This window comes from Halomonas sp. EF61, from assembly GCF_040147045.1.
In the GTDB taxonomy this organism is placed as follows: Bacteria; Pseudomonadota; Gammaproteobacteria; order Pseudomonadales; family Halomonadaceae; genus Halomonas; species Halomonas litopenaei.
In genome coordinates, this window is sequence record NZ_JAMSHM010000002.1 from 242,667 (window position 1) to 263,923 (window position 21,257).

Consider the following 21,257-nt stretch of genomic DNA (forward strand, 5'->3'; position numbering starts at 1 on the left):
CGTCGCGTGCATGGCATTGTTAGCCAATTCATCTCGTATTGCCATCCGCATCAGTGACTGTAACCGATGCGGTCATAGTCAGTTTGATTGGACCTCCCGCTTCCTTTTTCGAATCCCCATTAAAGGCTGGATACAAACTGGCTACAACTCGATATGCTCCATCAATCAGAGCATGCAAGCTGAGAGTATCCATGCTTAACTTTCTAAATCTGATAGTTTTCCCTTCATCACCGAAGACAATAGATATTGGCCCACCGCCTGTCTCAGCTGCGGTAACCTGAGAATGCATGTGTTCAAATTGATTTCTTATTAAGCGAAGCTCTTCAATCGACGTTTTATAGTTGCTAGAGAATTTCTGTGCCTCCTGGCAGGACTCTAACCTTCTGATTGCCATACAAGCTCGATACGCCGCAGTTATGCAATCCTCAATCTGCTCAGACACATCAAGAATGTGAAATATTGCGCCACCGTCTCGTGACTGATCCGCGTTATCTTGGAGCTCGACTAGCTCTCTAGCTCTTGTGTAATGCCTTGAAGCACTAGCTATTGTATGAAGAAGCCAAGCCCGAATCCTTCTGTCATCTTGCGATAATGATGGCTCAGGAACGAAGACGCACATAAATGAATGACGCTTCAAGCCTTCAATATTCCCGGAAAGATCAGGAATATTTTTGACTGTAGGAATTTTTTCAGCTGATTTCATTACGCCACCTATCTATACCGCTGGCTAACGCCTGAGTTGAGGGGCTTTTGCGGAGCAGGCGCAGCCTGCGTAGCAAGAGTCCCTCTCCAACGATTTGTTATGTATTAAATTTCATAGGATGCAATAATATTAGTTGATTCAACAGCTCGTTGAAAATATTCACTTTTGACTTCCGTGTATGCCGGATCGGAAAAGAATCTATCTTTCTTTTCTTCATTAGGGAATCGAATGGTAAATACCCGGTTGATTGGTTCGTCGGTTTGCGAGATTAAGACCTCGGCAATTTTGAAATCGTATCCGAAGTTAGCACCATAAGATTCTAGGATAGGCGTCATAGCTCGACGATATTCTTGGTATTGGACGTCATCTGTCACATTGAGTCCGACCAGAATTTCATACGCCATTAGCATTGCTCCATGGTGCTCAGGGTGTCGTAATGCAGCGCGAGCGCTTTAAATACATAACATTTTTAATCGTATGCATGCTCGAGTTTCCCGCGACTGATCCCGCAAAATCTTTGTTTATCCACTTGAAAACTCACGGTTCGATTTATGGACCCATCAGGTCTTGAAATCAAAAAGTGTGCATGCTCATTTTTCCCGGTAACCATGCAGAATATCGCATCGCCATTTTCTCTATCATCTTGCTTTTCAAGCCGGAATCTTGAGACTCTGCCGAAAAAGTGAGCACTCACTTTCGTCATTCCATGCATGCGTTCCGCGCGCAGACTGATGAACTGTATTTATATACAGACTTGATCCACGATTCGATGCGAGCACTACGGCACCAGTCAGGAGGCCCTTGCTGGCCTCCCCATAGTGCAGTCAATCGTTATTGATCAGGTGGCGGAGAGATAGCGGTGGGGAGCGGCGACACAAACCGTTCGGGCACCCTACCGGGGGGACATGCCATCCGTGCAAGTCCCTTCCCTGAACATCACGGTGGCGACGTCATCACTCTCTGGCGGGGAAATATCACAAGTTTCGTAGGCTGGAACTGGGTGCTGCGCGTGGTGTGACATGACGTACTAGAAGCCAAGGTTATGGCTTTGTCTTGTCACCCGATGATGCCTTTCGAACAGCATTCCCTCGCCGTACTGCTTGTCTCGCCGCCACTTGTCGCAACTCCGCACAGAACCTGTCGCCTTGTGCGATCCTAATTAAACTTGCTGATTTTCAGCATAGCCTGCGATCTTGGACATTTCGACCGGAAGGTGGCGCTAAAAATGGTTAGTCCCCGACGTAGTGAGAGCCTAGGCGGTGTCGAAACTAGTCGGTGTCGAAAGGAGACGAGTGCCAGCCAGAGGCGAACAACCGGTTAGCGAGTAGATACTGACAGGCTTTGGTGGGAGGCTGTGGAGGCCTGCTCAAAGCGCTGGAGACTGGTGTGCGCCCCCCACGGGGGCCTCGCCGTGGCATAATGCGCCGGCATTTTCTGCCTGAACTCCAGACGGCCCGACCAAGGCGCCACAGGAACACCCCATGCCACGTCTCGACCAACTCCTCGTCAGCCAGGGCCTGGTTCGCTCTCGCACCCGCGCCCAGCGGTTGATCCGCCACGGCCGCGTCTCCCGCCGGGATGACGGCAAGGTTTTGACACGCCCCGGGGAGAAGTGCCCCGACGACCTCGCTCTGGTGGTCGCCGAGGACCCGGAGGAGCGCTACGTTTCCCGCGCCGGACTCAAGCTGGAGGCGGTGCTCTCGGCGTTGGAACTGTCACTGGATGGTCGCCTGGTGCTGGACGTGGGCCAGTCCACCGGGGGCTTCACCGACTGCGCCCTGGCCGCCGGTGCGCGCCACGTCATCGGCATCGAGGTGGGACACGGGCAGCTCGACGATAGCCTGCGGGGCGACGCTCGCGTCAGTTGCCTGGAGGGGCTCAACGCACGCCACCTGAGTGAAAGCCGCGAACTCAAGACGCTGATGGAGAAAATCGGTCGGCCGGAGGTGGCGGTAATGGATGTGTCCTTTATCTCGCAGACGCTGATTCTGCCGGAGCTGGCGACGCTGCTGGCACAGGACGCCCTACTGCTGTCGCTGGTGAAGCCCCAGTTTGAGCTGGGGCCTGGTGCGGTGGATCAACGGGGCGTGGTCAGCGACCCCCGCCGCTACGCGGAGGTCGAGCAGCACATCCGCGACTGCTGCGCCTCGGTCGGCTTCGAGATCCTGCACTGGCAGGAAAGTCCGATCCTCGGCGGCGACGGCAACCGCGAATTTCTGCTACAGGCCTGCCGGCGCTAGCGATAGGCTGTGCGACATGCCATGCAGCAGGCTATGCAACGGGCCATGCAGCAGACCATGTAGCCTTTCGCCAGCGACCGCGGTCGGCCGCCGTCAGCGCCCGCCTGCGTCTCCGCCCCCATCGCTGCCGCCGCCATCCCCGATACTGACGTCACCCGGGTCACCCTTGGCCCCGGGGGGCGGGTGGCCTTCCTGGGGGTCGCCCTTGACCTGATGCACGCCCTTCCACACGTCGCGCTGCCCCGAGCGGCGGATGTGCACATCGAGCTGGTCAAAGGCGATACGGATGCCATGCTCGGAGAACATGTCGCCGATGCGGCCATTGAGCTCGTCGGTGGCCAGCAGTCGATCCCCCAGGGCATTCACGTAGATGCGCAGTTCGTACTCCATGGTGCTGGCGGTGTAGGCCATGAAGTAGATCTCCGGGGGCGGATCGGACAGTACCCGCTCGTTCTCCTCGGCGGCCTGCTCTAGCAGGCGATGCACCAGGCTGCGATCGGCGTCGTGGCTGACCCCGTACTTCAACGTCACCCGCGTCACGCTGTCCGACAGTGACCAGTTGATCAGCTGGTCGGTGACGAAGGTCTTGTTGGGGATGATGATCTCCTTGCGATCGAAGTCGGTGACCGTGGTCGCGCGGATACGAATCCGGCTCACCGTGCCGGTGAGGTTGCCCAGGGTAATGGTGTCGCCGATGCGTACAGGCCGCTCGAACAGGATGATCAGACCCGAGATGAAGTTGGCAAAGATCTCCTGAAGACCGAAACCGAGACCCACACCAAGAGCCGCTACCAGCCACTGCAACTTGGCCCATGACACCCCGAGTGCGCCCAGGGTCATCACCGTACCGGTGCCGACGATGGTGTAGGACAACAGCGAACTGATGGCGTAGGCGCTGCCCTGCTTGAGCTCCAGGCGCGACAGCACCATCACCTCGAGCAGACCCGGCAGGTTGCGCGCCAGCATCATGGTCACCCCGGCGATGAACAAGGCCACCAGCACGTCGCCGACACTCAGGTTGTCCTCAAGCGCCTCGCCACCCTCTCCGGTGGCGCCTTCCACCAGGGTGACGTTGTCGAGGTAGCCGATGACCCCGAGGAAATCGGTCCAGACCAGATACAGCAAGGCGGCGAAGCCGATGGTCAGCAGCAGCTTGGACAGCCTCAGCGACTGCTGGTTGACCTGCTCCATATCCAGCGGCGGCTCTTCGACGATATCGAGGCCACGGTCGTTGTCGTCCTGGGCCAGGGCTCGCCGGCGAGCCAGCGCACGACGATAGGCCAGGCGTCGGGCAGCCACCGCCAATCCGCGGACCACCGCTGCCTCGACCAGGATCCACACGCCCAGCAGGTACAACGAGATCACGAAGCGGCTGACCAGACTCAACGCCGAGTAGACGTAGCCATAAAGCACGGCACCACCCAGCACCACCGGCACCATCGCCAGCGCCAGCCCCAGCACCAGACGAAAGAGCTTCACCCCGAAGAAGGGGGTGTGGGCCATGATCAGCTTGCTGAGCGCCACGCTCATCCCAATCAGACCCAGCAGCAACAGTCCGAGCCCCAGCGGGCGCTGGTTGAAGGTCACCGCAGCGTCCCTGGCAAGCGGCGCGATCAGCAGCACCGGCGCCATGCTGACGCCAAGCCACAAGAGCCACCAGCGCAGTTTGCCCACGTACTTGACCGGCCAGTGGAAATGACGTGTCGCCACGCCGTCGCTGACCAGCAGGCGACGCGACCAGGCGACCACGCCCCAGGCCAGTGAAAGCTGCAGTACCGAGTAGCCGACATCCGCTGCCACCTCGGAGCCACCGAGGGTCAACAGCAGGCCGAAGGCCACCAGGCACAGCGGTCCCGGTGCGGCCACCAGGGCGTTCAATGCCACCGCCTTGGGCGTATGCAGCTGAGAATCGTAGCGAAGTCGACCGATCTGGTCGTGCAGGGTGACCAGGCGACGCATGATCGCGCGCCTGAGCGCCAGCAGCAGCAACACCACCAGCAGTACCGGGACCGCTACCCAGGCACCAGGCCCCGGCCAGCGCCAGTTGTGAGGCAGGATCTGGCGCCACTCGCCTTCCCGCCACTCCATCATCAGGTTCTGGGGGATCTTCATCAGCCAGCCGAGATCGATGGGCCTGGCGTTAGCCACCCAGAACAGCTGTTCGTCGATGCTGGTGCGCAACTGCGCACTGATGTCGAGCAACTGCTGCTGGTTGAGCTGCATATCGATGGCAGCCGTGAGGATCTGACCGTAGGTGGGCTCTAGCTGGCTGATCAGCTCACGCCGAGAATTGAACAGCTGCACCAGCGGCTCCACCAGGGGCTCGGGCTCGTCCACCTCGGCCTGCGCCAACACCTCCCTTGCCAGTGCCTCCGGGGAGCGCAAGGCGTCGCGTTCGCTGTCGAGTTCGAACTGCGCCAGGCGTACATCGGCGATCTCGTCACGCAGGCCCGGCCGTGGCTGCACTTCGGGCAGCGATCCTCGCTGCTCACGCAGGATGCGCGACAACAGTACACTGCCGCGCACCGCCTCGATGTTCTGGGTCAGCCCCTGCTGCAGGCGACGCACCCGTTCGAGCTGGCGACGCACTTCGAGTCCGTCACGCACCAGATCGTTGGCTCGCGAGGTGGCGTTGAGCAAGTCCTTGGAGAGCTGACGGTTGGTGGTCTGGGCCGCCTGAATCACCGGATGCCGTGAGATGGCCTCTGGCTCATCGCGTACCGCCTCGGCGATGGCCCGCTCGGTCTGCTCGCGGCGCAGTCGATCGAGCCGACCCTGCAGCGCGGAGACCCAGGCCTCCTCGCTTGCCGCCTCCAGTTTCAACAGCGCGAGGCGCTGCTGCAGCACCTCACGCATACGTGTATTGGTATTGAGCTGACGCTGGTGCAGCTCGAGCTGAGCCTCGGCCAGAGCCTGGCGCGCCCGCGCCGCCACCCGCAAGGGGGCATCTTCCGGCACGTCACGACGATTGAGGTCTTCGAGCTTGACCCTCGCCTCATCCATCTCCCGATTGGCCTCGGTGATGGCCTGTTGCGCCCGCTCCGGCAGCGTCTGGGCCCCCAGCAACTGGCTCTGCACACTGGTCAGGGTATCCTGGGTCGACTGCAGCACTCGGGTGGCGTCGCTCAGGCGCTGCTCGACGGCCGGCATCTTCAGCCCCTCGAGCTCAGCTAGATTGTGCGACTCGCCTTCTTCACTCTGGCGCAGCGCTTCCTCAAGCGCCGCCAGCCGTTCGGGTGCCTCCTCGATACGCCGCTCTAGACTCTCCAGGTCACGCTCGACCTCGGCCAATTTCTCCACCGCATCGATCGCCTCTGACAGCGCATCGATCTCTTCCTGCGCCGTGGCGCTTGGCGGATCGCTGGCATTGGCGACGCGCTCGTCAAGGCGCGACTGCAGCTCTTGCTTGTCCGGCAGCCTCTTCTCGGGCGCTTCCTGGGCCACCACCGCAGATACCGACAGCAGAGACAGCAGCAACACCAGCAAGAGGGGGAGTATTCGGAACAACGAAGAAGGCGAGCTGGGCATCTTAAGAGAACTTCCTGTCGCAGCGTGGAGGAGGCGAGATTCTCAACCCAGTGTGTCAGTATGGCAATCCAGTGCAAGATTCTTCCACGAAGTTGACTCGCTGCGCCGCCATGGTAGAACAACGCCTCCACCTGTCGAATGGATTCACCCTATGACCCGCCCCGCCGTCCGTTCCTCCCTGTTCCCTTCCCTGCTGGCGCTTGCCATCAGTGGACAGGCCGTCGCCGACGGCGGCCTGACCGACGCCGAGCGCGCGGCCAAGGAGGCGCGTATCGAGGCCCTGAAGGCTGAGCTCGCCAAGCTGGAAAATGAACTCGACGATGACGAGGCCCAGCGCGAGGGTGCACAGGCCGTGGCCGTCAGTAGCGCCGGCACTTCATCGACGGTCAACGCCGAAGCCCCCGACACCACCGGTCTGCCCGCCTCCGAGGAGATCGTTGCACGTGCCTCGGGCAAGCCCATCGAGGAGACCGTCGAGGAGCGTCGTCAGCTAGAGCAGGAGTCCGAGAGCAACCCGTTCTCGATCACCACCCACCGGCGCAACTACATCCTGCCGATCAGCTACAACACCAACCCGAATTCCGGCGCCTTTCGTGCCGGTGAAGACGATGCTGACATGGACAACACCGAACTCAAGTTTCAGTTCAGTGCCAAGTTCAACATCGCCGAGGACGTGCTGTTCGACAACGCCGACCTCTACTTCGCCTACACCCAGAAGAGCTGGTGGCAGGCCTACAACAGCGACGAGTCCTCGCCGTTTCGCGAGACCAACTACGAGCCTGAGTTCTTCATCGACTTCCAGAACGACACCACCCTGTGGGGCTGGACCAACGTCAACAACCGCATCTCGCTCAATCACCAGTCCAATGGCCGCTCGGACCCGCTGTCTCGCAGCTGGAACCGGGTCATCGGCACCACTTCCTGGATCAACGACGAGTGGGCGCTGGCAGTCTCGCCGTTCTGGCGCATCCCGGAAGACGATAGTGATGACGACAACCCCGACATCGAGGACTACGTGGGTTATGCCGACGTCACCGTGGCCCGGCAGATGTTCGATACCCACGAAGCCAGCCTGCTGATGCGCGGCAACCCCGACGAAGGCAACTACGGCACCCAGCTCGACTACTCCTGGCCGCTGTTCGGCAAGGTGCGTGGCCACGTGCAGTACTACTATGGCTACGGCGAGAGCCTTATCGACTACGACGAGCGCGTCAATCGCCTGGGTATCGGCTTCAGCATGAACCCGCTGTTCTCGGCGGGCGGCTTCAATCCGTGATGCCGGCGGCGGCCAATTGTGCTTCTTTGCACGGTCGGCCGCCGGCCATTGCCGTGACTGCTATTCTGATGCGAGCATGAACGGGTAAAGATTCATCTTTGGTACCGTTAATCCACCTGCGTCAAAGGAAGACACGATGGCTACACGAAGCTCCAGCACCACCGCCAGCAAGTCCAACGCCAAGAGCGCTGCAAGCGACGCGGACACCAGCAGCTCCAGCGCCTCCACCGAGCAACTCAGGGACGACCTCAAGCAGCTGTCGAGCACCCTCGAAGACCTGCTGAGCGCCACCGCCGACGACTCCAGCGAGACCGTCAAGGAATGGCGCAGCAAGGCAGAGGCACGACTGAAGGATACCCGTGCTCGCCTCGAAGCCACTGGAGAGCGCGTCTACCGTCAGACCCGCGACAGCGTCACCGACCAGGTCGATGCCTGTGATCGCTACGTCCACGACAACCCCTGGAAGAGCATCGGCATCGGTGCTGCCGTCGGCTGCATCGTCGGTATGCTGATCGGGCGGCGCTGATGGCAGACAGCCAAGGACCGGCACAACGGCTATTCGGGGCGGGCAAGCGGGTCCTCTCGACCCTGATCGCCACCGGCGAGACGCGCCTGCGTCTCGCCGTTCTGGAACTCGAGGAAGAACGCGCTCGACTGGTAACCCTGGCCCTTTTGCTGGGGCTGAGCATGGTGCTGTTGATGCTCGGCATCGCCACCCTGACGGCCTTCGTCGTGGTCCTGTTCTGGAACTCCTTCCGGCTTACCGCCATCGCCGTATGCGCGGCGGTGCTTCTGGCAGGAGGCGTCGGGCTGGCCCTGGCGGCGATGCGCCTGGCACGTCGTCGCACGCTGCTGGTCAGCACCTTGAAGCACCTGGCCCTGGATCGAGAGCTTGCCGAAGAATCGATGCGGCCCGACGTCGATGAGCCACATCGTCGATGAGCCGCCATCTTTCTGCCGACACGTCAGGGAGCAATGCCATGAGCCGCGATGACCGCCGTGCGAGCCCCTCTCGCGCCGAGCGCAAGGCCGAACTCGAGGCCACCATCGAACAGCAGCGGCTGGACATCCTGCTGGCCTCGCGCCGTTTCCATCTTGCCGGAGAGCGCATCGACGCCGGCTGGCAGGCGCTTAGTCGCTATCGCACGCCGGCCCTGCTTGCCGCCGGCACGGCGCTGATTCCCGTGCTGCGCCACCCCGGCCGACTGGCTCGCTGGGGTCGCAAGCTGGTGGTGACCGGTCTCGCCATCCAGCGCGTCAGGCGCCTGGTCAAGCGCTGACAGGACACCGCCCCCTCACTGTCCGGCCCCTCTGCGCCCAGACCTTCAGCGCCCAGAACTTCAATCAAGAAAGGTTGTTGTTGCAGCGACTACCAAGACCGTATACAAAACAACGTCAATATCCCCTGGCGAACAACGCCATTCACTGCACAAAGCTGTGCTAAAGTCGTTGTTCTAGTTCATCAAATTCACGGGGCGAATTGCGATGCGGATGTTGTCGCTTTACAGCATCAAGGGGGGCGTGGGCAAGACGGCGTCGGCGGTCAATCTAGCCTGCGAAGCCGCCGCCTGTGGCCACAGGGTGCTGCTGTGGGACCTGGATCCCCAGGCGGCAACGACGTTCTATCTGAAGATCAAGCCCAAGATCCGCGGTGGCGTCGAGAAGCTGGTCAAAGGCAAGGCGGCCTTCAACAAGGTCATCCGCTCGACCAACGTGGATGGCCTCGATGTGCTGCCGGCCTCGCTGGACTCCCGCGAGATGGACCAGCTGCTCGAGCATCATGGCTCCAGTCATCTGCGTCAGATCCTCGGCAAGGTACGCGACGAGTACGATCTGGTCATCCTCGACTGCCCACCGACGCTATCCCACATGTCCGAGAACATGTTCACCAGCGTCGACGCCCTGCTGGTGCCGGTGGTGCCTTCCACCCTTTCGCTACGCACCCTGGAGCAACTCGAGACCTTCCTCGACGACCAGGATCTGGTCTGCCCGCTGTGGCCCTTCATCACCCTGGCCGATCGTCGCCGCACCATGCATCGCGAGGTGATGGAAAGCTTCGGCAAGCGCTGGCCGCTGCGGCTGTCCAGCGTCATCCCGGCGGCCAGTGCGGTGGAGCGCATGGGGCTTGAGCGCGCCCCAGTACGCCACTTTGCCCCCTATACCCCAGCGTGCCGCGCCTACGCCAGCCTGTGGAAAGAGATCGAACAGCGCCTGGCCTGACTGAACGGCCCGAGGCTTGTTCTCGGGCGCGCCCTCAGGGCCGCCCTGGGTCTTTTTCAGCGCTATTGCGGAGCCTTCATCAGTGTCACGGCCTCATTGATCCGGGCCTCGAGACGCTCCAGGCGCGGCTTGCGACATAGCGCCTGCACCCGCTTGAGGTTCTGCTCTGTCTGCGCCTCGTGGTGCGCGTGCAGCAGCATGAAGCCGCGTAGATGGCGAGGCGCGGTGGCCCTGGGTGAGGCCTGCTCGAGCGCTGCCTCCAGGCGATCCAGGGTTTCTTCCTCGGTATGCAAGAGCGCCGCCGTGGTCAGCACGTCGCCCCTCACCAGGTCGTCGTGGAGATCGCCAAAGGCATCCTGAAAGGTCTTCAGCTCTTCCTCGAGCTCGGCGAAGACCTCGCCCTGCTCCCGCCAGGGACGCAGCAGGTAGCGCAGCCGCTTGCCGGTGATACGCGGCCGGTGCAGCGTCTCTTCTTCCTCGCGCCCTTTTACCACTGCGAGCTCCTCAAGCCAGCCCTCACCAAGCCGGGCCAGCACCTGGGCCGAGGCGTCACCAAACCGAGGCTCCTTGCCGGCCTTGTTGCTGCCTTTTTTCTTGTCCTTGTTCTTGTCCTTCTTCTTGCTGTCCTTGTCTTTGCCCTTGTCCTTGAGAGCGGCCTTGCCGGCAGCCTCGCGCAGGCGGGTGTCGAGCAGCGGAAACCCCGCCACACTGGCGTCGATGGAGGCGTACTCCTGTTCCACCTGCGCCGCCAGGCGCTCCCGCCACCAGCCGATGGCGCCACGCTCCGGCGCTCCCGTCGTCTCGGCCACACTATCGAGCCAGGCCAGCATCACCTCACCGTCACGAGCGTCGTTGGTGGCTCGCGCCAGCGCCGTCAACTGGCGCAACAGCGCCTTGTCGATCGCAAACCCCGGCTGATCGCCAAACTCCTTGATGGTGCTGCGCAGGCGCCTCAAGGCCACCCGAAAATCGTGCAGCCCTTCGCTGTCCTCGGGGTCCTGGATGCGCGGATAGGCCTGACGAGCCTCATCGAGCATCTCAAGGATGACGGCTTCAAGCACCGTCCCCAGCCGCCGTTGTCCCAGCGCCTTGGCCATACACTCTCTCCTGCACAAGAAATAGATGATGCATTCAAGCGTAGCGCAGAAACTCAGCGATCCGACAGTCCGCCGGCCAGGCGCATCAGGCGTACCGCCTCGGCGCGATAGCCGTAGCGATCCTTGCCCTTGCTGGCCTCGGCCAGCGCGATAGCCTCATCCCACCCCCAGTCGCCCAGGTAGCGATCGTCACCCAGCAGCTGGCCGAAGCCTGCGATGGCGGCGGCGAAGGACGCCTCGCTGTCGGCTGTCGTCAGGCCTGGCGAGATCGGCGTCTCGATCAGGCGGCTTTGCGACTCCCCCGGCACCTTGTAGCGCAGCGCCACATGCCCCAGCTCGTCATGCTGGCCCCCCGTCACTTGCTGTCCCTGCTGATAGCGGGATGGCCGGGTCAGGGCAGCGCTCGAGCCCACCGGGGCAATCTCGTAGAGCGCCGTCACCTGATGACCCGCGCCGATATCGCCGGCATCGACGCGGTCGTTGCGGAAGTCCTCTCGCCTGAGCGCGCGGGTCTCGTAGCCGATCAAGCGGTACTCCTGCACCCGCGCCGGATTGAATTCGACCTGCACCTTGACGTCGTTGGCGATGGGCTCCAGCGACGCCGCCAGTTGGTCCACCAGCACCTTCTGCGCCTCGGCCAGGCTGTCGATATAGGCGGCCTGGCCGTTGCCATGGTGGGCCAGCGACTGCATCACGGCGTCGTCGAGATTACCTCGGCCAAAGCCCAGCACCGACAGATACACGCCGCCCTCACGCCGGTCGGCGATAAAGCGCTCGAGCGCCTCGGGATCACTCAGGCCAAGATTGAAATCGCCGTCGGTGGCCAGCAGCACCCGGGTCGTCTCGTCCTCGCCGTTCATCTGCCCCGCCAGCCGATAGGCCTGGCTCAGGCCGGCTTCGCCGGCGGTACCGCCGCTGGGCGCCAGGCTCTCGAGCGCTTGCATGATCTCCTCTGTGTTCGATGCCTCAGTCGGTGCCAGTGCCACCCCGGCGCTGCCGGCGTAGGTGACGATGGCGACCTCGTCGTCGTCATTCAGCTCACCCAGCAACAGCGCCATGGAGCGCTTGAGCAAGGTCAGCTTGTCTGGCGAGCGCATCGAGCCGGAGGTGTCGATCAGCAGCACCAGGTTGACCGGCGAGCGGGGGCCAGGCGTGGCCGCCCTGCCCTGCAGCGCCACGCGCACCAGCTGACGCTCGGGATTCCACGGCGAGGCAAAGACGTCGACCATCGGGCGAAAGGCCTCGGCGTCCGGCTGGGGGTAGTCGTAGCCGAAGTAGTTGATCATCTCCTCGATACGCACCGCCTGGGGCGGCGGCAACTGCCCCTGCATCAGCGAAGAACGCACCACTGCGTAGCTTGCCGTGTCCACGTCCACCGAGAAGGTCGACACCGGCGTCTCGGCGGTCACCCTGACACTCGAGGCGTCGAACTCGGGATAGGCTTCCGAGGTGGCGGTGGGCACCTGGACCGAAGGTCCCGGGCTCGGCAAGGGCGCTATCCGTGCGACCTCCTGACTCGGCATCAGGCCGCGCATCTCCATCGATGTCGAAGGAGAGAGCGACGTCGATGGTGAAGAAGAGAGCGCGGGAGATTGCGATACAGAGAGCCTGGGAGCCTCGGCCAACTGAGTGACCTGCCCCGCAGACTTGCTTTCCGTCTCGATAGCCGTCTCGACAGCCGTCACGACGGCCGTATCAAGGGGCATGTCACCGGCCATCTGGTCTGCCACCGGTCCTGTCTTGCTCGCCACAATCGCCAGACGTTCGCCCTCGGTCGACTCAGGGGCAGACTCGGGCTTGCTGGCAGTTCGAGGTGGCGAGACGGCCATCTCGGCATCCTGGCTCGGCTCGGGCCCTGTCATGGCGTCGAAGTCCTGGGCCTGGGGCCACAGCAGGTAAAGCCCCAGTGACAACGCCGCCAGCGAGGCGGCGGCAGCCACTGATGGTCGACGATGCAATGGGCGACGGTGTGACGGGCTGTGGCTAAGCGATCGGTTCATGCTGGCATCCCTCCGGGGTGAACGCGGCCGCGACCTGATGTCATCGCGACCTTCCCCCGAGAGACGTGGCTCGGCGTTGGACTCTTGGTCGGCGGCCTGACGTTGATCGAACCGGTCAAGCGCCGCCTTTAGATGCCCGGACTTCACCTCCGCCTCCGGCGCGGGTGCCGATGACAAGGCCCGTTCGAGGCGCTTCAGCTCATCACTCATCTTTCCTCCTCCGCCTGGGCCAGCGCGCTCAATTGTCGTTTCACCTCGCTCATGCGCCAGGCCACGGTACCTTCTGAAACCTCCAGCACCTCGGCCACCTGCGCCTGGGTCATGCCTTCGCCCAGCGACAGCGCCACGGTGTCACGCAGGTCAGTCGATAGCGTCGCCATCGCCCTGGCGAGCCAGCGCTGTTCATCGTCGCGCTGTCGATTGCGCTGGTGTCGGCCACGCTCCCAGGCCTCCCAGCCCTCGGCAGCCTTGCGCCGCGTGGCTTGCTGCCGGCGACGATCGTGGGCGGCGTTGACCGCGACCCGATAGAGCCAGGTAGTAAAGGCGGCGCGCCCATCGAAGCGGATTAGCTTGTCGGGCAACGCAAGACAGATGTCCTGGGTCAGATCCTCGGCCTCGGCGCGGCTGCCGGTCAGCCGCCAGGCCAGCGCATAAAGCCGGTCGTAGTGGCGAGACAGCAGGCACGCAAAGGCCTCACGCTCGCCTCCGGCGGCGCCCTTCACCAGTTCTACATCCGTTGGCGCCCGGGTTTCGGGCTCTTGAATCGACAAGTGGCCGCTCCTCGCGGTCGGGCTCTCGGAAATACACATCAGCCCACAGGGGGGCATCTACATGTAAAGACGTCGCTGGTAGCCGATTCCTTGGGCGGCTGAGAAAAAAAGTGGCGGACAGGGATCGCTTGAACAGGAAGCCTCCACGTCTGCAAACGGTAGTAGCACAAAAAGAGGCGGCCCGTAGGCCGCCTCCCCGCGATTTACCACCTGGGCTTGCGCTCAGGTCCAGGACGCCAGGTACCGCGGCGTCCTGGCTTTGCTGCCTTGCGCTCCTCAGGAGGGCAGCGTACCGGCGCTCTTGTGGCGCCAGCGTTGCACGCCCCAGATCGCCGCGCCCAGTCCCAGGCCGATCAGATCGGTGACAAGGCCACCGGAGATCATCGCCAGAGCGGCTGCCCCCAGCACCACACGCTGGAGCAGATTCGCCGGAGCCGCCAGGAAATAGCCCTGAAGCGCCGCCGCCAGCAGATAGATGCCGATACCGGCGGTGATCGCCACCCTCAGGATCGCCCACCAGGTCCCCTGCATCAGAAGCTCGGGGCTGTAGAAGAACATGAAGGGCACGATGAACGCCGCCAGGCCGAACTTGAACGAAGTGGCCGCGGTCTTCAGCGCATTGGTGTTGGAGATCGCCGCCGCCGCGTAGCCGGCCAGCGCCACCGGTGGCGTGATCGCCGACAGAACCGCGTAGTAGAACACGAAGAAGTGTGACACCAGCGGCGAGATGCCGATCTGCTGAAGCCCCGGCGCCACCACCGACGCCGCCACCGCGTAGGCCGCCGTGGTCGGCATGCCCATGCCAAGCAGAATCGAGATGCACATGGCGAAGAACAGCGCCAGGAAGTGGCTGGTGTCGGCCAGCCCCAGCAGCATGGAGGCAAAGCGCGCACCGACGCCTGTCAGCGAGATCACGCCGACGATGATGCCGGCACAGGCGCACACTGCGATCAAGGGCACCGACATTCGGGCCCCCAGTTCCAGCGCCCGCAGCAAGGCCTTGGGCCCCATCCAGTGCGGCGTCAGCCAGGACACCACGGCGGCGCTGGCCATCGCCAGGGTGCCGGCACGGATCACCGAATAGCCCATGAACAGGGTGGTGATCAGGATGATGATCGGCAGGAACAGATAGACCCGCTTGAGCATCTCGGTGACCAGCGGCAACTGGTCCTTGGGCAGACCCTGCATGCCGTCGCGGCGGGCTTCCAGGTCCACCATCAGATAGATGGCGAGGAAGTACAGCGCCGCCGGTATCAGCGCGGCGAAGGCGATCTCGGTATAGGGGATGCCGGTGATCTCGGCCATGATAAAGGCGCCGGCGCCCATGATCGGCGGCACGATCTGGCCACCGGTGGAAGCTGCCGCTTCGATGCCGCCCGCGCTGAGCGGATGGTAGCCCACCCGCTTCATCAACGGGATGGTCAGCGAGCCTGTGGCCACCACATTGCCCGCCGAGGTGCCGTTGATCATGCCCATCAGCCCCGAGGCGAACACCGCCACCTTGGCCGGGCCACCGCGCGAACGCCCGGCCACGGCGAAGGCGAAGTTGACGAAGTAGTCCCCGACCTTGGAGGCCTGCAGAAAGGCGGCGAAGGTGATGAACAGGATGATGTAGGTGGACGACACCGCGGTGGTCGGCCCCAGCACCCCGCTGTCGGTGTACAAGTAGGTGAAGAAGCGCTTGGCCGTGTAGCCGTCATGTTCGAGGATGCCCGGCAGGTAGGGCCCGGCAAAGGCGTAGAGCAGGAAGACACTGGTGATGGCGATCAGCGCCAGACCGGCGATACGCCGGGTCAGCTCCATGATCAACAGCACCCCACTGGCCGAGACCAGCAGTTCAGGCGTGCCCACCAGCGGAGTGCCCGCCGCCATGCGCCAGCGTCCCAGTACGAAGATCAGAAAGGCCGCCACCACCAGCGCCGATACCATCAGCGCCAAATCCGGCCAGTGAATGCGATCACCACGACTGGGAAAGCACCAGCTCGATACCACCCCCGCCACGCTGGCGATCGCCAGCGCCACCGCCAGATGCAGCGGCAGCCAGTTGGTCACCGCCACACCAGGGCCTTCACTCAGCCCCCACAGGGCCAGCGCGCAGGCACCCGCGTAGCCACTGGCGAGTGCCGTGATCAGCGCAGCGAGACGTTCGAGTCCTGCTGGCCTTGAGCCCTTGCCGGCCCCGCCTTCAGGGTCCACCGACATCGCTGCGGTGATGGCAAAGCCGACCATCAGTCCACCGGCGATGTGCAGAATGCGAAAGGTCCAGGTCTCGATCGGCGCGATATTCAGCGCGTAGAGGTGCATCGCGGTAAACAGCACGCAGCCGAGCATCACTGTCCTGCCGACCAGCCCGCCGAGGACGCGCTCGTTGTGGGCACGGGGCAGCTCGTCGGCGCCATCCGCCACCACCGTCTGAAGCGGAGCCACCTCGTCGGCGGGCTCCGGTTGTCTTGTCGTTGTCATCTCGCTGTACCTCAGGTCACGAGGGCCGAGGCCCTGGCGGACCCCGGCTCACGAGCTTTAAGGGCCGACCGTCTCAGACGGCCGGCGCCATAGCACTTCAGCCTTCCAGATCGTCCGGAATGTCGTAGCCGTTCTCCTCGAACCAGCGCACGGCGCCCGGATGCCAAGGCATGAAACTGTTCTGGGAGAAGTTTTCCGGCAGCGTTTCCTTCGCCGAGCCATGGACCTTGAGCATGCGCTCATGCTCTTCCATCACGGCCTTGGTCACCTCGTAGACCAGCCCCTCCGGCATGTCCTTGTGGGTGATGGCGAAGTTCCAGATCGACACCGCCGGTGTCGGCTCGTCCAGCGACTGATAGGCGCTGGCCGGGATCGACGAGGCGCTGAGTGCCGGGAAGTCCTCAAGGAACTGCTCACTCTCCTCCGGCGAGAACGAGAAGATGTTGACGTCGGCCTGGGCTTCCAGCTGACTGAACGCCGATACCGGAATCCCCGAGGCGAAGGCGAACGCATCGAGCAGGCCATCCTGGACCTGACCGGCCTGGTCGGCAGCGCCGCCGTTGCGGGTATCTGCCTCGATCCCGAGCTTGTCGAAGATCTGCGGGAAATACAGATCACCGGTACCACCGGCCGGCCCGATACCGACGGTCTTGCCGTCGAGGTCATCGATGGAATCGATGCCCGAGTCCTTGAGCGCGATCACCTGCAGCGCCGTCTGGTACATCGGGAAGACCGCGCGCACGTCGGTGTGCTCGACCCCCGGTGCCAGCTGGCTGTTACCCTGCCAGGCCTGATAGGCCGGTCCCATGGTGACCATGCCGAACTCGTGCTCGCCCATCTGCACCATGGTGACGTTCTGTACCGGGCCACCGGTGACCTCGGCGCCGAACGAGATGCCGGTGCGCTCACCGACCAGGTTGCCCCAGCCGCTGCCGTAGATGTAGTAGGTAGCGCCCTGGCTACCGGTGCCGATGGTGACACTCTGGGGCCAGTCACTCTGGTCGTCGGCGGCCATGCTCGGACTCGCCGCCACCGCGGCGATCACTGCACTGAAAAGAAGGGTTTGGGATTTCATGGCGTTGCTCCTTGGCGTTGTGATTGTTACTGCCAAGCCTCTCGATGGGCTCGTGGAGCGGGGAGTCTCTGCTCGGAAGCCGAGCCTCCCCGAATCCCGCGTCGGTGTTTCGGCATCGATGCCATCCGACGGGGACAAGGTCATCGCCTCCTGCCCGCAGGGGGCAGGAAACGACGGGGATCTCAGACTCAGCCCTGGGCCTCGATGTCGGCGCAGATGGCCGCCGTCACGTCGCGGGTCATGGCGTCGCCGCCCAGGTCCTTGGTCTGCATGCCGGACTCGGTCAGGCGCTCGATGGCCGCCATCAGGCGCTCGGCGGCGGTATTCTCGCCGAGGTATTCGAGCATCATCGCTGCGGTCCAGAACGAGCCCACCGGATTGGCGATCCCCTGGCCCGCGATATCGAAGGCAGAGCCATGGATCGGCTCGAACATGGAGGGGAAGCTGCGCTCGGGGTTGAGGTTGGCGGTAGGCGCAATACCCAGGCTGCCGGAAAGCGCTGCCGCAAGATCCGAGAGGATGTCGGCGTGCAGGTTGGTGGCGACCACCACATCCAGGGTCTCGGGCTTGAGCACCATGCGGGTGGTCACCGCATCTACCAGCTCACGATCGATCTCGACCTCGGGGAAGTCCTTGGCCACCTCGAAGAACACCTCGTCCCACAGCACCATGCCGTGACGCTGGGCGTTGGACTTGGTCACCAGAGTCAGCTTCTTGCGCGGGCGGCTCTGGGCCATCTCGAAGGCAAAGCGATGAATCCGCTCGATGCCCTTGCGCGAGAAGATGGAAAGCTCGGTGCCGATCTCGTCGGGCAGCCCCTGGTGAACGCGCCCGCCGTTGCCGGAGTACTCACCCTCGCTGTTCTCGCGGATGATCACCCAGTCGATCTTGTCGGCGCCCTCGAGACGACTCTTCACGCCCGGCAGCACCCGAGCGGGGCGCACATTGGCGTACTGATCGAAGCCCTGGCAGATGGCCAGGCGCAGATCCCACAGCGACACGTGGTCGGGCACGTCCTGGCTGCCCACGGCGCCAAAGTAGATGGCGTCGAACTTCGCGAGCTTCGCGAGGCCACCCTCGGGGATATACTCGCCCTGTTCCAGATAGCGCTTCGAGCTCCAGTCGAAGTCCTCGAATTCGAAGTTGAAGTCGCCGCTCTTCTTGGCCAGCGCCTCGATGACCTGCTTGCCTGCCTCGATGACCTCAAGGCCGATACCGTCACCGGGAATCACCGCCACCTTATGCGTTCTCATCTGCTGTCACCTCACTGAAGATTCTGTAAACCGGAGGTCTTGCCGGGTTCACGAAGGCTAGGTGACAGGGACAATTGGCGGCAATAGACTGGCGGTTGAAGCTACCATGACGCCTGGGTTAACCATGAAATCGCTTGCCGACCTCGAATTCTTTGTCATCCTGTGTGAAGCGGGCAGCCTGTCGCGCACCGCAAAGGATCTCGACATCACCCCGGCTGCTGCCAGCAAGCGCTTGGCAAATCTGGAAAAATCCCTGGACACCCAGCTTTTTTACCGCACCCCGAGAGCCATGAGTCTGACCCCGGACGGGGTCGTCATGTTGCGCTACGCGAAGCGCATGCTGGCCGACATGGAAGCGCTTCACCATGCACTAAAGGTGAACGCCGACGAAGCCTCGGGACAGATAAGAATCAACGCCCCCTTCGGATTCGGTCGACGTCATATTGCTCCTTTCGTCGCATCTTTCGTCGAACAATTCCCCGATATCGACTGTCAGCTTCACCTCTCGGATCACCCGCTTAATCTGGTGGCAAATGCCTTCGATATCGGTATCCGATTCGGCACCCTTCCCGACTCGGGACTGCATGCCAGAAAGATCGCCTCCCACCGACGTCTGCTTTGTGCATCACCCGAATATCTGAAGAACCACGGGCATCCCGACACCCCGGAAGCATTGAGCGAACACAACTGCATCGTGCTCAGACAGAACGAGGACACCTACGGCAACTGGCGCTTCACCCGGGGAGAGCGTCACCATCAGGTCAAGGTCCGTGGCAACCTGTCGGCCAACGACGGCGAGAGCGTGCTGACCTGGGCCATTCGCGGCCACGGCATCGCCGTGCGCGCCGAGTGGGACGTGCACGAACATCTGGAGCAGGGACGCCTGGTACGGGTGCTGCCGGACTACCAGCTACCCAACGCCGACATCTACGCGGTCTACCCCTACGCCGATCACCTGCCGATCCGCATCCGCCGCTTTATCGACCATCTGGTCAGCGAGATGGAGGCCTTGCCGTCGCACGAGTAGGCAGGGGGGGACGAAGCGTCTACACCGACTGGCCGCAGGCCACGGCCGACGCCCAGGCCCACTGGAAGTTGTAGCCGCCGAGTTCGCCGGTGACATCGAGCACCTCGCCGATAAAGCGAAGCTGGGGCAGGCCCTGGACTTCGAAGGTCTTCGACGAGATGGCGTCGACGCAGACGCCGCCCATGGTCACCTCGGCGGTGCGCCAGCCTTCGGTGCCGGAGGGCTTGATGCGAAAGCGGTTGAGGAAGTCCGCCCAGGCCGCAAGGCTTGCGTTGGAGCGCTCGGCGAGTACGCCGTCATCGCCCTGCCACTCCACCAGGGACTGCGCCAGGCGCTTGGGGTAGTGCTCGGACAGCCAGGTGGACAGGCGACGCTTGGGGGTATCGCGGCGGGCCTGACACAGCGCCTCGAAGGCGTCCTTGCCGGGCATCAGGTCGATCTCGAGGTCGTCGCCGGGCTGCCAGTAGCTGGAGATCTGCAGCATGGCGGGACCGGACAGCCCACGGTGGGTAAACAGCAAGGGTTCACGATACTCGCCCCCGCGACAGCGGGCGACGACGTCGGTGGACACCCCGGCAAGCGCCGCCGCCCGCTCCTTCCACTGCGAAGTGAGGGTAAAGGGCACTAGCGCCGCCCGGGTATCGGTGACCTCCAGGCCGAACTGACGGGCGATATCGTAGCCAAAGCCGGTGGCGCCCATGCTGGGGATCGACAGCCCACCGGTGGCGACGACCACTGCACCGGCATCGATGCGCCCGGCGGAGGTGGCCAGGCGCATGCCCTCGCCCTGGCGTTCGATGCGCTCGACACTGGTCTTCAGGCGTAGCTCGACGCCGGCCCAGTCGCATTCGGTCAGCAGCACCTGGAGCAGGTCCTTGGCGGAGTCGGCGCAGAACAACTGTCCCGGCGCCTTCTCGACGTACTCGAGGCCGTGGCGTTCGACCAGCTCGACGAAGTGCTCGGGGCGATAGCGCTTGAGCGCCGAGATGCAGAAGTGGGGATTGGCGGAGAAGAAGTTGGCCGGGGTCGTCGCCATATTGGTGAAGTTGCAGCGCCCCCCGCCGGACATCAGGATCTTCTTGCCCGGCTTGTTGGCGTGATCGATCACCAGCACCGAGCGTCCGGCGTAGCCCGCCGTCAGCGCACACATCAGACCGGCGGCTCCGGCACCAATCACTACCACGTCAACCTTCATGGATCATTCCCCTCACCGCCCGTTGTTCGCATCACGCCCTGGCGCCCTCGTCGGCCGCGCCTCACCCTGGGCTGGTCGCCATGTGCAAGCGCGCTGCCGAAACCCTTGGCGCAACAAAAGCCCGCCATACTAGCAGAGCCGTCCACTCGATTCGCCCTGAAACACCGTGGCATGCAACGGCCTGTTGTTACTCGGCGAACGACTTGCGAAAAGATTGTGCAACCCGCACCTTGCTCAAGCCAGCGAGGCCATGTCTCAGGCATGCTGTCGCTATCCTCGGACACTTGTGTACGACCATCGTATCCGATCGTTTACGCTGTGCGTCGGCCACGCCTTGAGCGCCGTCCACCGTAGAATGCCCAACGCAGGAAGCTTGCCATGCCGTCAGTTCGTTGCCCCAGGACCCTATC

Annotated in this window: 17 protein-coding genes; 7 read left to right on the forward strand and 10 right to left on the reverse strand. The window is 63.1% G+C overall.

What is annotated here, in order from left to right; all coding sequences use genetic code 11:
* Positions 1-28 precede the first annotated feature (28 nt).
* Both NFI08_RS10195 and NFI08_RS10200 read right to left on the reverse strand, forming a co-directional pair.
* Positions 29-703, reverse strand: a complete 675-nt coding sequence (locus NFI08_RS10195) for a hypothetical protein (RefSeq protein WP_349589120.1) — start codon at positions 701-703, stop codon at positions 29-31.
* 104 nt (positions 704-807) lie between these two features.
* Positions 808-1,107 carry a DUF1330 domain-containing protein gene (locus NFI08_RS10200; RefSeq protein ID WP_349589123.1) on the reverse strand — a complete coding sequence of 100 codons (300 nt, stop codon included), beginning with the start codon at positions 1,105-1,107 and terminating at the stop codon, positions 808-810.
* 1,077 nt (positions 1,108-2,184) lie between these two features.
* On the opposite strand from NFI08_RS10200, the gene NFI08_RS10205 reads away from it, so the two are divergent.
* Positions 2,185-2,943 (forward strand): TlyA family RNA methyltransferase, encoded by a 759-nt coding sequence (locus NFI08_RS10205; protein ID WP_349589126.1) that lies wholly within the window; start codon positions 2,185-2,187, stop codon positions 2,941-2,943.
* A gap of 93 nt (positions 2,944-3,036) precedes the next feature.
* On the opposite strand, the gene mscK is transcribed toward NFI08_RS10205, so the two are convergent.
* A complete protein-coding gene (gene mscK / locus NFI08_RS10210; RefSeq protein ID WP_349589129.1) occupies positions 3,037-6,471 on the reverse strand; it encodes a mechanosensitive channel MscK in 3,435 nt (1,144 codons plus the stop codon).
* Between the two features lie 151 nt (positions 6,472-6,622).
* On the opposite strand from mscK, the gene NFI08_RS10215 reads away from it, so the two are divergent.
* From NFI08_RS10215 to NFI08_RS10235, 5 genes are all read left to right on the forward strand, one after another.
* Complete coding sequence (locus NFI08_RS10215; protein ID WP_108132605.1) at positions 6,623-7,747, forward strand: phospholipase A; 1,125 nt, start codon at positions 6,623-6,625, stop codon at positions 7,745-7,747.
* Positions 7,748-7,883: 136 nt separating this feature from the next.
* Positions 7,884-8,273: an ElaB/YgaM/YqjD family protein gene (locus NFI08_RS10220; protein WP_045993309.1), complete on the forward strand. Its 390-nt coding sequence runs from the start codon at positions 7,884-7,886 to the stop codon at positions 8,271-8,273.
* Positions 8,273-8,689 (forward strand): phage holin family protein, encoded by a 417-nt coding sequence (locus NFI08_RS10225; RefSeq protein WP_045993310.1) that lies wholly within the window; start codon positions 8,273-8,275, stop codon positions 8,687-8,689. The genes NFI08_RS10220 and NFI08_RS10225 overlap by 1 nt, the downstream gene beginning before the upstream one ends.
* Positions 8,690-8,727: 38 nt before the next feature.
* Positions 8,728-9,027: a YqjK-like family protein gene (locus NFI08_RS10230; protein WP_045993311.1), complete on the forward strand. Its 300-nt coding sequence runs from the start codon at positions 8,728-8,730 to the stop codon at positions 9,025-9,027.
* 205 nt (positions 9,028-9,232) lie between these two features.
* Complete coding sequence (locus NFI08_RS10235; protein WP_124804312.1) at positions 9,233-9,967, forward strand: ParA family protein; 735 nt, start codon at positions 9,233-9,235, stop codon at positions 9,965-9,967.
* 62 nt (positions 9,968-10,029) lie between these two features.
* On the opposite strand, the gene NFI08_RS10240 is transcribed toward NFI08_RS10235, so the two are convergent.
* The 6 genes from NFI08_RS10240 to NFI08_RS10265 all read right to left on the reverse strand — a co-directional run bounded on the left by NFI08_RS10240 (position 10,030) and on the right by NFI08_RS10265 (position 18,625).
* Positions 10,030-11,064, reverse strand: coding sequence for a CHAD domain-containing protein (locus NFI08_RS10240; protein WP_349589135.1), 1,035 nt, complete (start codon positions 11,062-11,064; stop codon positions 10,030-10,032).
* A gap of 53 nt (positions 11,065-11,117) precedes the next feature.
* Complete coding sequence (locus tag NFI08_RS10245; RefSeq protein WP_349589138.1) at positions 11,118-13,064, reverse strand: vWA domain-containing protein; 1,947 nt, start codon at positions 13,062-13,064, stop codon at positions 11,118-11,120.
* Positions 13,065-13,270: 206 nt separating this feature from the next.
* On the reverse strand, positions 13,271-13,834 hold the full coding sequence (locus NFI08_RS10250; protein ID WP_197037111.1) for an RNA polymerase sigma factor: 564 nt from the start codon (positions 13,832-13,834) through the stop codon (positions 13,271-13,273).
* Positions 13,835-14,110: 276 nt separating this feature from the next.
* Positions 14,111-16,297 carry a TRAP transporter permease gene (locus NFI08_RS10255; protein WP_045993314.1) on the reverse strand — a complete coding sequence of 729 codons (2,187 nt, stop codon included), beginning with the start codon at positions 16,295-16,297 and terminating at the stop codon, positions 14,111-14,113.
* A 97-nt stretch (positions 16,298-16,394) separates the two neighbouring features.
* Positions 16,395-17,372 (reverse strand): TAXI family TRAP transporter solute-binding subunit, encoded by a 978-nt coding sequence (locus NFI08_RS10260; protein WP_287164769.1) that lies wholly within the window; start codon positions 17,370-17,372, stop codon positions 16,395-16,397.
* A gap of 188 nt (positions 17,373-17,560) precedes the next feature.
* Positions 17,561-18,625, reverse strand: a complete 1,065-nt coding sequence (locus NFI08_RS10265; RefSeq protein ID WP_045993316.1) for a tartrate dehydrogenase — start codon at positions 18,623-18,625, stop codon at positions 17,561-17,563.
* 124 nt (positions 18,626-18,749) lie between these two features.
* On the opposite strand from NFI08_RS10265, the gene NFI08_RS10270 reads away from it, so the two are divergent.
* On the forward strand, positions 18,750-19,652 hold the full coding sequence (locus NFI08_RS10270) for a LysR family transcriptional regulator (protein ID WP_045993317.1): 903 nt from the start codon (positions 18,750-18,752) through the stop codon (positions 19,650-19,652).
* Between the two features lie 19 nt (positions 19,653-19,671).
* Here NFI08_RS10270 and NFI08_RS10275 read toward each other — a convergent pair whose 3' ends face one another.
* Complete coding sequence (locus NFI08_RS10275) at positions 19,672-20,847, reverse strand: BaiN/RdsA family NAD(P)/FAD-dependent oxidoreductase (protein WP_222516917.1); 1,176 nt, start codon at positions 20,845-20,847, stop codon at positions 19,672-19,674.
* Positions 20,848-21,257 lie beyond the last annotated feature (410 nt).

What these genes read in the sequence shown, in the direction of transcription:
- NFI08_RS10195 (WP_349589120.1), bottom strand. Translation starts at nt 703, where the DNA reads ATGAAATCAGCTGAAAAAATTCCTACAGTCAAAAATATTCCTGATCTT.
- NFI08_RS10200 (WP_349589123.1), bottom strand. Translation starts at nt 1,107, where the DNA reads ATGGCGTATGAAATTCTGGTCGGACTCAATGTGACAGATGACGTCCAA.
- NFI08_RS10205 (WP_349589126.1), top strand. Translation starts at nt 2,185, where the DNA reads ATGCCACGTCTCGACCAACTCCTCGTCAGCCAGGGCCTGGTTCGCTCT.
- mscK (WP_349589129.1), bottom strand. Translation starts at nt 6,471, where the DNA reads ATGCCCAGCTCGCCTTCTTCGTTGTTCCGAATACTCCCCCTCTTGCTG.
- NFI08_RS10215 (WP_108132605.1), top strand. Translation starts at nt 6,623, where the DNA reads ATGACCCGCCCCGCCGTCCGTTCCTCCCTGTTCCCTTCCCTGCTGGCG.
- NFI08_RS10220 (WP_045993309.1), top strand. Translation starts at nt 7,884, where the DNA reads ATGGCTACACGAAGCTCCAGCACCACCGCCAGCAAGTCCAACGCCAAG.
- NFI08_RS10225 (WP_045993310.1), top strand. Translation starts at nt 8,273, where the DNA reads ATGGCAGACAGCCAAGGACCGGCACAACGGCTATTCGGGGCGGGCAAG.
- NFI08_RS10230 (WP_045993311.1), top strand. Translation starts at nt 8,728, where the DNA reads ATGAGCCGCGATGACCGCCGTGCGAGCCCCTCTCGCGCCGAGCGCAAG.
- NFI08_RS10235 (WP_124804312.1), top strand. Translation starts at nt 9,233, where the DNA reads ATGCGGATGTTGTCGCTTTACAGCATCAAGGGGGGCGTGGGCAAGACG.
- NFI08_RS10240 (WP_349589135.1), bottom strand. Translation starts at nt 11,064, where the DNA reads ATGGCCAAGGCGCTGGGACAACGGCGGCTGGGGACGGTGCTTGAAGCC.
- NFI08_RS10245 (WP_349589138.1), bottom strand. Translation starts at nt 13,064, where the DNA reads ATGAACCGATCGCTTAGCCACAGCCCGTCACACCGTCGCCCATTGCAT.
- NFI08_RS10255 (WP_045993314.1), bottom strand. Translation starts at nt 16,297, where the DNA reads ATGACAACGACAAGACAACCGGAGCCCGCCGACGAGGTGGCTCCGCTT.
- NFI08_RS10260 (WP_287164769.1), bottom strand. Translation starts at nt 17,372, where the DNA reads ATGAAATCCCAAACCCTTCTTTTCAGTGCAGTGATCGCCGCGGTGGCG.
- NFI08_RS10265 (WP_045993316.1), bottom strand. Translation starts at nt 18,625, where the DNA reads ATGAGAACGCATAAGGTGGCGGTGATTCCCGGTGACGGTATCGGCCTT.
- NFI08_RS10270 (WP_045993317.1), top strand. Translation starts at nt 18,750, where the DNA reads ATGAAATCGCTTGCCGACCTCGAATTCTTTGTCATCCTGTGTGAAGCG.
- NFI08_RS10275 (WP_222516917.1), bottom strand. Translation starts at nt 20,847, where the DNA reads ATGAAGGTTGACGTGGTAGTGATTGGTGCCGGAGCCGCCGGTCTGATG.